General features: G+C 56.1%; 8 protein-coding genes. 4 read left to right on the plus strand and 4 right to left on the minus strand.

Annotated features, from left to right (window positions below):
- Positions 1 to 99: 99 nt before the first annotated feature.
- The 4 genes from LEP6406_RS0205060 to LEP6406_RS33765 form a co-directional block, all read right to left on the minus strand.
- Entirely contained in the window at positions 100 to 894 is a 795-nt protein-coding gene (locus LEP6406_RS0205060) for an IS5 family transposase (RefSeq protein WP_027268711.1), read from the minus strand.
- Between the two features lie 70 nt (positions 895 to 964).
- Positions 965 to 1,294 (minus strand): competence protein CoiA family protein, encoded by a 330-nt coding sequence (locus LEP6406_RS0205065; protein ID WP_008308478.1) that lies wholly within the window; start codon positions 1,292 to 1,294, stop codon positions 965 to 967.
- Between the two features lie 126 nt (positions 1,295 to 1,420).
- Positions 1,421 to 1,861 (minus strand): tyrosine-type recombinase/integrase, encoded by a 441-nt coding sequence (locus LEP6406_RS26615; protein WP_008308477.1) that lies wholly within the window; start codon positions 1,859 to 1,861, stop codon positions 1,421 to 1,423.
- Complete coding sequence (locus tag LEP6406_RS33765) at positions 1,819 to 1,995, minus strand: hypothetical protein (protein WP_008308476.1); 177 nt, start codon at positions 1,993 to 1,995, stop codon at positions 1,819 to 1,821. The genes LEP6406_RS26615 and LEP6406_RS33765 overlap by 43 nt, the downstream gene beginning before the upstream one ends.
- A gap of 361 nt (positions 1,996 to 2,356) precedes the next feature.
- Between LEP6406_RS33765 and LEP6406_RS0205075 the strand changes: the two genes are divergently transcribed.
- The 4 genes from LEP6406_RS0205075 to LEP6406_RS29965 all read left to right on the plus strand — a co-directional run bounded on the left by LEP6406_RS0205075 (position 2,357) and on the right by LEP6406_RS29965 (position 11,260).
- On the plus strand, positions 2,357 to 2,563 hold the full coding sequence (locus LEP6406_RS0205075) for a hypothetical protein (protein ID WP_008308475.1): 207 nt from the start codon (positions 2,357 to 2,359) through the stop codon (positions 2,561 to 2,563).
- Positions 2,564 to 2,583: 20 nt separating this feature from the next.
- Positions 2,584 to 4,542 (plus strand): NERD domain-containing protein, encoded by a 1,959-nt coding sequence (locus LEP6406_RS0205080; protein WP_008308474.1) that lies wholly within the window; start codon positions 2,584 to 2,586, stop codon positions 4,540 to 4,542.
- Between the two features lie 28 nt (positions 4,543 to 4,570).
- Positions 4,571 to 6,829, plus strand: coding sequence for a transglycosylase domain-containing protein (locus tag LEP6406_RS0205085; RefSeq protein ID WP_008308473.1), 2,259 nt, complete (start codon positions 4,571 to 4,573; stop codon positions 6,827 to 6,829).
- A 129-nt stretch (positions 6,830 to 6,958) separates the two neighbouring features.
- Positions 6,959 to 11,260 (plus strand): PAS domain S-box protein, encoded by a 4,302-nt coding sequence (locus LEP6406_RS29965; protein ID WP_008308472.1) that lies wholly within the window; start codon positions 6,959 to 6,961, stop codon positions 11,258 to 11,260.
- The last annotated feature ends 167 nt before the right edge of the window (positions 11,261 to 11,427 follow it).

Consider the following 11,427-nt stretch of genomic DNA (forward strand, 5'->3'; position numbering starts at 1 on the left):
GCGACATCTGGCCGACAACGACCAAGATCATGTTCAATTGCAACACGAGTCGCCTGTTTAATTAAGAGGGTGTCTGAAAAGCTGGAATGTAGGTATGAATTAGCACGTTAGTCGCCTTAACATGACTCGAATATTGGCCACATAAATCCATGCCTCAGCGGTCTCTGGTAGGCGCTCATAGTCTTTACTCAAGCGGCGGCAAAAAGTAAACCAGCCAAATGTGCGCTCCACCACCCACCGCTTGGGTAACAGCACAAATCCCTGCGCACAGTCGGGGCGCTTGATCACCTCAATCACCCATCGAAAGCGGTCCATGATCTCTTTCATGAAATCGTTACCGCTATATCCCCCATCAACCCAAATGACACACAGGCGAGTGAACCACTGACTAACCTGATGCATTTTTTCTAGCACCTTTCGTGCGCCATCCCGCTCAGGGAGACTCGCTGCGGTAACCACAACCATCAGCACTAAACCCATTGTGTCGACCACCACGTTTCGCTTCCGACCTTTGACCTTTTTGTTTGCATCGAAGCCGACCGACTCCGAAATGTAGACATCGCTGTTCACCGACTGACTATCCATCACCGCTGCACTGGGAGACGCTTCGCGCCCCTCCGTTAACCGCACCAACTCCCGCAATCGGTGATTGATGTGTTCCCACACCCCATCATTGCGCCATTGGCGAAAATAATGGTAGACCGTTTTGGCCTTCGGGAAATCATGGGGTAAGCACCGCCACTTGGTGCTATTGTCCAGAACGTACAGAATCGCATTGACCACTTCTCGCATATCCGTGCTCCGAGGTCGTCCACCAGGCTTCGCCGGAGGAATCAAGAGAGAGAGAATATCCCATTGTTCATCAGTCAAATCGGTGGGGTAGGATAATCGCATTGCCCTCAAAAACCCTATCAAGTGTACTTACTGACTGATAGAGTAGCGTTTTTGAGGGCCTTTCTACTTCTCAGACACCCTCTAAGTTGCCAGTATGTTCTTCTAGGCAATAGCGACACCCCCAAGTAATCTGTAGTGCCTCCTTGGATGCGATGTGTGCTTCAAGCTTTTGGGCTATAAGCTTTTTGAAGCTGTAGTGCAGTACTGATTCAGGTGTACAGTTCTCTGTCAGTGCTTTGTGAGAAAAGTGGTGACGTTTTTTTTCTCCTTTCCGAGGAATCATCTGCCCCTTGCAAATTGGGCAGGCATAAATCTGTATCTTGTCTGCTGCATCAATAAGAACTAATTTCCCTGTGCTATCAAGCGCGGCAGTGTACAGAATTTGTTTGGATTTTTCCATCTCAGATATTGTAAAATCAGCGCGAACAGGAAACACTGCGTAAGCAAGAGAAGAGATTCTGGGTTCCAGTCTGATGCCAGACTACTCTCAGCTTAAAATTCGTACATTCTTCAGAGATAACTACCTTCAACATTCCCACTGAATGCGATCAAACCTAGCTGGGTTGGCAGCGGTATACCTAACCGTGTGCTGGATGTTTTTGTGGCCCAGGTATTCCTGAATGTCGCGGGTGGGTAAGCCCTGTTCCGCCAGAAAGTAACCGCAGGAGTGGCGCAGCATGTGGAGGTGAACAGGTAAGGGCAGCTCTGCCAACTCCCCAGCCCGCTTCATGATTTTGGCGATCGCGCCTGTGGTCAACGCCTTGCGTCGTTCTCCCGTGAATACGTGGGCGCTGTCGGGAAACTGCGATCGCAGCTCCGCCAGGGCCTCTAGTTCATCCTCCTGGAGGCGATGCACTCCGCTCATGCTGCCTTTGAGCCTGGTGATGCTGATGCTGCGGGCTTCCACCATGACGGCATCCCACTTCAGCAAACAAGCTTCCCCGGCCCTGAGGCCGTGGCGAAACATAACCAGTAGCAGGGTGCTGTCTCGCCATGGATAGCGCCCCGCAACCCGGCCACCTCGATCAACCGCTCCACTTCCTCGGCGGTGAGGTGTTCGCGGCTGCGATAGACCCAATTCTTCTGCCGAACCAGCATCATAGTCTTTCTGTACTACTGTCCATAAAATAGCTTCTTTTCGGACAGTTGGGGGTGCTGAAACCCTTGGTTTCTCGTTGGAGCAAGTTGGCTTCAGGATTCCTTATCAGTGGTCATCATGGGGCAAACGGCTGAAACCCTTGATTTTCCGTGGATTGTCTGCCAATTCATAAGAAGCGCTGATGACAGGCTGAAAATAGCCTGCTGTGGGGGTGTCATCAAGTTGCCATCATCGTGTAATCAGATTGTCATCACTATCTGTCATCAGGTTGGGTCGGAGAGTGTCATCAGCAATCAGGGGTGACGTTATTAAATTGTCATCAGGGGTAATCTGAGAATTAAATCAGTGTCATCATTACCCACCATGCCGAAACCACTGGGCTCTGTGCGGATTGCGCCTGAGCTATATCAACAAATCGAAACCTGTGCTGCTGAAGAAGGCTGCGATCGCGCCAAGGTGACTATCCCAGCGCTGGAGCATTCTCTGAGTCCCAGTAATGACAGCAGCCCCCAAACGAAACGACTAAAGGCCCGTATTGCCAAGCTGGAGGCCGCACTTCAGGCTCATTAGGGTCTGTCGGCTGAAACCCAATGGCTCAAATGATTCCCGAAGCTATTCCGGGAAAGGCTAGTCAGGGAGAGCAGATGCTGTTCGCAATTTTGCGCGATCGCTTACCCCATGACTTTCTGGTGTGGTACGAACCTCGGGTGAAAAATTTCTACCCTGACTTCCTGGTGTTGGGGCCGGGGTTTGGGGTGCTGATTCTGGAGGTGAAGGGCTGGTATGCCAAGCAGATTGAACGGGCTAGCGATCGCACTTTTGACGTGCGCTGGAAGCGGGGAAATACGGTCAAGTTAGAAAGCTATCCCTCTCCGCTGCGCCAGGGTCATGGCTACTTTGGGCAGGTATCTGATGTGCTGATGGGCTATCCCATCATCTGCCAACCAGAGGGCAACTACCAGGGCCGATTGTCCTTCCCCGTGGGGGTGGGGGCGATCATGAGCAACATGACTGAGGCCCAGGCTCGTGAAGATAACCTCTATGGCCTCCTAGAAAAGCCCCAAACAGCCTACCGAGACGAAGTTTTGGACTGGGCTAACTGCACAGGCGATGCCTTGGTCCAGCGCCTCAAAGCCATGTTTACCGTGGACTTTGCCTTTTCCTGTCTCACCCCTGATCAAATCAGCACGATCAAGGGCTGTCTTCATCCTGAAATGGCTATCAAAGAGGTGCCTGCCACCCAAATGAGCCTGCCGCTCTACCCCGGCGATGAAGTGCCAGATCTGCCTGAAGATGCCACGGTGCTGCTGAGTCTGGATGTGGAGCAGGAGCGCCTGACCCGCCGCATGAAAGATGGCCATCGGGTGTTCTCTGGGGTGGCTGGCAGCGGTAAAACCCTAATTCTGCTGGCCCGTGCCAAAGCGTTGGCCAATCGTCTCCAGGCCCACCGCATTTTGGTGCTGTGCTTCAACACCACCCTAGCGGCTCACCTGCGATCTACTCTCCATGGGGATGGCCGTAACCCTCAGTATCGCCAACGAATAGAAGTGCGACATTTCCACGATTGGGCGCGATCGCTGCTGGGCAGTTTGCCCAACCATCGAGAATTTGCTGATGAAGAGGAATATAACGACTTTCTAGGCCAGCAGGTCTTGAAACGCCTCGTTGAACTGCCCCCCACAGATCACTACGATTCCGTGTTGGTGGATGAAGGACATACCTTCTCCAGCAGTTGGTTCCTATGCTGTGTGGCGGCCCTGAAAGACCCTGAGAACGGTGATTTGCTGATCGTAAATGATGGTAGCCAGAGTCTCTACAAGCGCCGTAAGTTCACTTGGAAGTCAGTTGGCGTCCAAGCCCTAGGCCGCTCCAAGCGCCTCAACCAGAACTATCGCAACACCCAAGAGATTTTGTCAGCGGCTTGGTCAGTGGTGCAGGGAACAGGCACCGATGGGGATGATGAAACTTTTCCCGCCGTCGAGCCCTCAGCGGCTCTCCGCCGTGGCCCCCGGCCTACACTCCACCTGGCCACCAGCCGCCCCGATGCGGTTGAGGCATTGTTGGAGAAAGTGCGATCGCTGTGTGAGAGCGGCTATTCACCAGCAGATCTGGCCATCGTCTACCGCCGCAAGGAAAAACGAGATGAAGCCCTCTTCCAAGACCTGTTGAAGCGCTTGACTGATATGGATCTGCGGCCCTACTGGGTAACCCAGAGCACGGCCAGCAAACAGACCTACAGTGCCACTGCTTCCGGTATTCGCATCGTAACGGCTCTATCATCCCTGGGTCTGGAGTTCAAAGTGGTGCTGCTGCTGTGGGTGGAGCAGTTTGCCGATTGCTGCAATGACGATGGGGAAATTGCAGCGATCGCCCGCCGTCAGCTCTATGTCGCCATGACCCGCGCCCAAGATGAGCTCCACCTGTTTGCTGGCAAGTATGCGCGACTGGTGGGGGAGTTGAAGGATTGTGGGGAAACGGATTGCCCTGAGTTTCTAGGGGGCCAGATGCAGTCCCTAGGAGAAACCGCCGTTACCCGATATTGTTCGTAGAATAGGGCAAAGCTTTCTCTAGATCCGTATGAGCCCCTCCCCGCCGCCGAACCCGCCCCCTCGGACCTTTTTGGGTACTGTTACCCATGCTCTGAAGGCGGTTAAACAGCAGGTCAACTTCAAAGAACTGACTCTCAAATCGGGGGCGCGTCCAGCCCTCCTAGAGGTAGAGGTGAAGGGCGAACAGCAGCGCTATCCCTTGCTGGGGGACCGTTACATTGTGGGCCGCAGCTCCCAGAACAGCGACATCACGATTGATAGCCCCATCGTCAGCCAGGTTCACGCCTCCCTCACCCGCGACCCCAATCGGCCCGGACGGCCCTTTATCCTCAAGGATAAAAACTCTACCAACGGCCTGTATCGGGGCAAAAAGCGGCTGAACTACTGGATCTTGCAGCACGGGGATCGGCTCACCCTGGGGCCAGCGGACTTGGCCGATGCGGTAACGGTACATTACATTGATCCGCCGCCTTGGTATGTGCGGACTGCTCGCTATAGCCTCTACGGCTTCAGTGGCCTCACGGCGCTGGTGGGGCTGTGGATTGTGGGGTTGGAATGGCCTCGGATTCCCCTGCGACCGCTGCCGGAGTCGGTGCAGGGGCCGGTGATTATCTACGCCGAGGAGGGGGGGCAGACGGTGCCTCTGCGGCCCGAGCCCACCCAAGCCCACCAGGAAAAGCGACGACTGGGGGAGTTTTCGGCCTTTCTGCCCAAGGCGGTGGTGGCGTCGGAGGATTCCCGCTACTACTGGCACTTGGGGGTGGATCCCCTGGGGGTGACGCGGGCCTTGGTGACCAATGTGCGCGGGGGGGAGATTCGCGAGGGGGGCAGTACGCTGACCCAGCAGCTTGCCCGTAGCATCTATCGGGAATATGTGGGGACGGAGGATTCTGCCGGACGCAAGGTGCGAGAGGCGGTGGTGGCGCTGAAGCTGGAGAGCTTCTACAGCAAGAATGATTTGTTGTTGCTGTACCTGAATCGGGTGTATTTGGGGGGCAATCTCTACGGCTTTGAGGATGCGGCTCAGTTTTACTTTGGCAAGTCGGCGTCAGATCTGGATCTGTCGGAGGCGGCGACGCTGGTGGGGATTTTGCCTGCCCCCAATGCGTTTAACCCGGTGCAGAACTATGAGGCGGCGGTGGCCTATCGCGATCGCGTTTTAGATCGTATGGCGGCTTTGGGGATGGTCAGCACTGAGGAGGCGCGGCGGGCACGGCGATCGCGGATTGAGATTAGCCCTAGGGCACGGCAGGAGTTGCAGAGTATTCGTGCTCCCTACTTTTACAGCCATGTCTTTGATGAGCTGGATCGGGTACTGGGGGCAGAGTTGGCGCGGGAGGGCAATTTCATTGTTGAGACCAGCCTTAATTTAACCCTGCAAACGCGGGCGGAACGGACCCTGGCGGAGGATATCGCCAGTAATGGCCAAGCCCTGGGCTATTCCCAGGGAGCCCTGGTGACTTTGAACAGCCAAAATGGCGAAATCCAAGCTCTCGTGGGGGGGGCCGACTACCAGACCAGCCAGTTCAATCGGGCGACCCAGGCCCTGCGGCAACCGGGATCTACCTTCAAGGTGTTTGCCTTTGCGGCGGCGTTGGAGGCGGGGATCTCCCCCGGTCGGGCTTGGGACTGTAGCGGACTGAACTGGGAGGGCCAGTTTTTTGAAGGCTGTCGCTCTGGCGGCGGCGCGGTGGATATGTATGGGGGCATGGCCCGCTCAGACAATGTGGTGGCGCTGCGGATGGCCCAGGAGGTGGGGTTAGACGCGGTGGTGCGGGTGGCCCAGCGCCTCGGCATCACCACAGAACTGCGGCTGTCGCCGGGATTGGTGTTGGGGGAAAGTGAGGTGACACCGATAGATCTGACGGGAGCCTTTGGTGCGATCTCAAATAGCGGGGTCTGGAATCCGCCCCATGGCATTCGGCGGGTACTGGACAGCAGCGACTGCACCGACCCTAACGATGCCAATAGCTGTCGGGTGATCTACGAATTTGGCCAAACCGGAGACACCCAGCAGCAGGTGCTGGCCCCGCAAATTGCCGATCAGCTCACGGGCCTCCTTCAGGGGGTGGTACAGAGCGGCACCGGACGGGCAGCGGCCCTGGGACTGGGAGAAGCGGGGAAAACCGGGACCACGAATGACAACCGAGATCTGTGGTTTGTGGGCTATGTCCCCAGTCGCAATCTGGTGACCGGTATTTGGCTAGGCAATGATGATAATGAACCCACCAGCGGCAGTAGTGGCCAAGCCGCCGCCCTCTGGGGCCGGTATATGAATGGCCTGTAGGGTCGTCGGTGGAGCCACCCATCCAGACTACCCAGACTGGATGCAGCCCATGGGCTCCGCTTTCCGCCTGTCGTGGAAAGACGGGGCCGGGATGGATCGTTCCTGAATCTCACCCAACCCCAATCCATCATGGTCACCCTTAGCAATAGTTGTGATGGTCAGAGACCGACCCCAAGGGGCTATCGCACCCTCTACGAACGCACCCCAGCCCTGCTCTGGACCTTACGCCCCAATGGCACCATTGCCCTCGTCAGTGATTATTGGCTCAAGACCCTAGGCTATAGCCGAAAGCAGGTAGTGGGGCAACCTGCGATCGCCTTTATCGACCCTCCAGCGCGATCAGCCGTGACCCAGGCTTGGCAAGGCTGCTGGCAGGGGGATGGAGAGCCCACAACCGTTCACTGCAATTTGGTCACCTCTGAGGGAACCTATCGCCCCATCACCTGGAGTGTATCGGGTATTCGGGATACAGCGGGTCAGCCCAGCTATGCCACCGTCGCCATGGCAGACTGTTCGGCTTCCCAGCAACTGCTCCAGACGATCCTAGACACCCTGCCCCAGCGAGTGTTCTGGAAAGATGTCCAGGGACGATTTTTGGGCTGCAATCGCCAATTCGCCGAGGACATGGGGCGTTCGGACCCGGCTCAGATTATTGGCAAAACCGATGAGGAGCTGGGGCTTAGTCCACAACAAATCAGCCAATATCGCAGGGCTGATGAGGCCGTGATCGCCACGGGTCGCCCCCATCTCCAAGTCGAACATTGCCAAAACTACCCCGATGGCCTGCAACGTTGGGTGAGGACCAACAAGGTTCCTCTGCGGCAGTCTAGGGGAGGTGCTGGAGAATCTTCAGAAGACGCCATTGTCGGCGTCGTGGGTGCCTACGAGGACATCCTCACCCAAAAGCAGACCGAACAGTCCCTCCATCGCTATGTGCAAATGGTGGAGGCTGCCAACGATGGCATCTGTCTGGTGGATCGAAACTATCGCTATCAAGTTGCCAACCAAACCTATACCGAGTGGTATGGCGAGGATGGCCAGTCTATTTTGGGGCGTACCGTGGCGGAGGTGCTGGGGCGGGATGCCTTTATCCATCGTCTCCAGCCCCTCCTGAAGCGATGTTTGGCCGGAGAAACCATTCACTATGCCCGTTGGTTTGACTTTCCTCACTTAGGGCGGCGGTTCCGGAGTGTCACCTGCATTCCCTATGCGGAAGCCAATGGGGAGGTTTCTGGCTTTGTCACCACCATTCGAGACTTGACGGATCTTAAGTTGGCTATGGTTCGGCAGCAGGAGCTGTTGGAAATCATCGAAAGTACTGCTGATTTCATTGGCATGGCCACATTGGATGGGCGGGTTATCTATCTGAACCCGGCTCTGGAGGGTTTTTTGGGCAAGAGTGCCAGTTCCCAGCTCGGAGAGAGCGGGTGGATCCATCAGGGTCTGATTCAGGATTTTTATCCCTCCGAAGCCTGGACTACCCTCTTGGAAACTGGGATTCCCACTGCGATCGCGACGGGGACTTGGCGGGGCGAATCTGCCTTGATTAGTGCGGCGGGGGAAGTTGTGCCCGTCTCCCAAGTCATCACCGCCCATCAGGACGACAGCGGCATGGTGTCTATGCTCTCCACCACCATTCGAGACATCCGCGATCGCAAACAGCTAGAGAACACCCTGCGCCGCCAGCAGCACTATTTTCAAGCTCTGACGGAACAAGCCTCAGAAATTGTGGTGATTACCCGCGACCAGGACATCATTCAGTACGTGTCCCCCGCCGTAGAACGGAACCTGGGCTATACTCCCCAAGCCCTGGTGGGCCGCCATGTCGCCGAATATCTGCATCCTGAAGATCAGACTATAGTTCTAGACCGGATGCGATTGATCGTGGCCCAACCTGGTGTGAATCTTCCCTTCATCACCTATCGCCTACGACACCAAAACGGTTCCTGGCGTACCTTTGAATCCAGCAGCATCAACCTGCTCCACGACCCCATTGTTCACGGCATTGTCACCCACTGCCGAGATGTGACCGATCGGGTCCGGGCCGAAAAGGCTCTCCGTCATGTGATTGAAGGCACCGCCGCCCTCACCGGGGAGGATTTTTTCGACGCCCTAGCCCAACATCTGGCCACCGCCCTCGGCGTCGTTTACGTCCTCATTAGCGAAGTTTCCCAGGCGGGGCAGCTCTCGACCTTGGCCTTCTGGAGCCACAACCAGCCCCAATCTTGCTTTACCTATGTCGTCAACAGCACCCCCTGCGAACGTACCTTACGCCAAGGGTATTACCTCTGTCCCCAGGGCGTAATGGAGGCGTTTCCAGCGGACTTAGATTTGGTGACTATGCAGGCCCAGAGCTACGTGGGCGTTGCCCTTGTGAGCCGCGATGGAGAAACGTTGGGGGAAATTTGTGTTCTGGATACTCGACCCATGGCAGATCCAGAATACATCCGAGATATTTTGCAGATTTTTGCCGCCCGCGCCACCGCCGAGTTAGAGCGTCAGCGATCCAATTCAGCCCTCCAGGCCAGTGAAGTCCGCTTTCAACGACTAGCGGCGAATATGCCGGGAATTATCTGCCGCTACCACACTTACCCCGATGGCCGGGACAGCTTTAGCTATGTCAGTGCCGCCTGTCGCAATCTGTGGGGACTAGACCCCGAAACGGTGTACGCCGACAGCAGATCTGTTTGGGCCTTGGTCCATCCCGACGATGTCGCAGGATTCAGTCAGTCCATCCAGGTGGCCATTGATCAGGGCACCGTTTGGTCCTACGAGCACCGCATCATGCATCCCTCTGGGCAGATCAAATGGTTTCAGGCCGTGGCCAAACCTGAGCCCCAACCCGACGGCAGTTGGATCTGGGATGGCCTTGTCATTGAGATCAGCGATCGCAAACAGACAGAAGCCGCCCTGCGCCAGAGTGAGGCGGTCAATCAGGCGATCATCAATGCTCTGCCGGATATGCTGATTCGCCAACGGATCGATGGCAAATGCCTGGATTTGTCTTACCCGCCGGACTATCCGGTGGTGGTGCCCTTACCCCAGGCTAAGGGGGGCATGATTCAGGACATGCTTCCTGCCTCAATTGTGGAGCAGCGACTGATAGTTGCAGCCTGCGCGATCGCAACGGGGCGCACCCAGATTTATGAATTTCAAATTGCCGTTGCGGATCAACTCCGCTGGGAAGAGGCCCGCATTGTCCCCCTAACAACGGATGAGGTGCTGATTTTGGTGCGCGACATCGATGAACGCAAGCGCGCTGAGGAGGAAGTCATCCGCCTGAACCAAGAACTAGCCCGCCAAAACCAGCACCTAGAGCAGTTGGTGGAACAGCGCACCGCCGAACTCATGACCTTCATTAACGCCCTGCCAGACCAAATCTTTGTGGTAGATCGGGCAACGGGGCAAATGCCCTTGGGCAATGAGGCCGTAGCTGCCGCAGCGGGACGGCGACGAAATCAGTTTGAAGGACACACCGTAGCCGAGATCTTTGCGCCTGAGCAGGCCGCCTGTTATGAACGCCAAAATCATCAAGTGTTCACCACTGGAGAGATTTTCCATATTGAAGAGACCATGGATACGGCCCAAGGAAAGCGCTTTGTAGATACCTACAAAATTCCCCTCAGGCGTCCCAACGGAGAAGTCTATGCCCTGATTGGCACCTCCCGCGATATTACGGACCGGGTCAAGGCCCAGAAAGCCCTAACCGCCAAAACCCGTCAGCTAGAGGCCGCTAACCGAGAACTGGAATCCTTTTCCTATTCCGTATCCCACGACCTGCGGGCTCCCCTGCGTCACATCAACGGCTTTATTGCCGCCCTCCAGCGGCAACTTGGCCCCATAGCCACAGAGGATGCCAAGATCTCTCACTACATCGGGGTGATTCAGCGCAGCAGTCTCAGAATGGAGCAGCTCATCGACGGTCTCTTGACCCTATCCCGTGCTGGACGACGGGAGCTAAAACTGTGTCCCGTAGATCTAGGGTCTCTGGTGGAAGCCTCGCTAGCCCTACTCAATCTTCTGCCTCCAGAAACGGGTGATGGCTCTCAAGGGTCGGCCCTTGAGCATCTTAGTATCCAAACCCATCCTCTCCCCACCGTTAACGGTGACAGCGCCCTGTTGCAGCAGGTCTTCACTAACCTGTTGGAAAATGCGGTGAAATTTAGCCGCGATGCCACCCCCGCCCGCATCACCATCGGCTGCCGCCCCGATGGCGTCCTCTACGTTCAAGACAACGGCATCGGCTTTGACATGACCTATGCCGACAAACTTTTCAGCCCCTTCCAACGGCTCCACAGCGGCGACACCTTTCAGGGCATGGGTATCGGATTGGCCATTGTGCAGCGCATTATCCATCGCCACGGCGGCAGGATTTGGGCTGAAAGCGCTCCGAATCAGGGAACCACTATGTTTTTTACGCTGGAGCTGTAGCGACTGACCTAGGCAAGGCTTAGAGGATGTTTTAAAAGTCCCATTTGTCATTCCGAGAATTGTCCCCAGGCCCTAGTACTGCTTGGCGGAAGTGGCCAAGGCATTTATGCGACCAAGGGCTTACCCGTGTAGTTCCACTTGAAGGGCTTAGCCATGGTGCGATTGAA

Source organism: Leptolyngbya sp. PCC 6406 (assembly GCF_000332095.2).
Classification (GTDB): domain Bacteria; phylum Cyanobacteriota; class Cyanobacteriia; order Phormidesmidales; family Phormidesmidaceae; genus PCC-6406.

What these genes read in the sequence shown, in the direction of transcription:
- LEP6406_RS26615 (WP_008308477.1), bottom strand. Translation starts at nt 1,861, where the DNA reads ATGTTTCGCCACGGCCTCAGGGCCGGGGAAGCTTGTTTGCTGAAGTGG.
- LEP6406_RS0205075 (WP_008308475.1), top strand. Translation starts at nt 2,357, where the DNA reads ATGCCGAAACCACTGGGCTCTGTGCGGATTGCGCCTGAGCTATATCAA.
- LEP6406_RS0205065 (WP_008308478.1), bottom strand. Translation starts at nt 1,294, where the DNA reads ATGGAAAAATCCAAACAAATTCTGTACACTGCCGCGCTTGATAGCACA.
- LEP6406_RS33765 (WP_008308476.1), bottom strand. Translation starts at nt 1,995, where the DNA reads ATGATGCTGGTTCGGCAGAAGAATTGGGTCTATCGCAGCCGCGAACAC.
- LEP6406_RS0205085 (WP_008308473.1), top strand. Translation starts at nt 4,571, where the DNA reads ATGAGCCCCTCCCCGCCGCCGAACCCGCCCCCTCGGACCTTTTTGGGT.
- LEP6406_RS29965 (WP_008308472.1), top strand. Translation starts at nt 6,959, where the DNA reads ATGGTCACCCTTAGCAATAGTTGTGATGGTCAGAGACCGACCCCAAGG.
- LEP6406_RS0205080 (WP_008308474.1), top strand. Translation starts at nt 2,584, where the DNA reads ATGGCTCAAATGATTCCCGAAGCTATTCCGGGAAAGGCTAGTCAGGGA.
- LEP6406_RS0205060 (WP_027268711.1), bottom strand. Translation starts at nt 894, where the DNA reads ATGCGATTATCCTACCCCACCGATTTGACTGATGAACAATGGGATATT.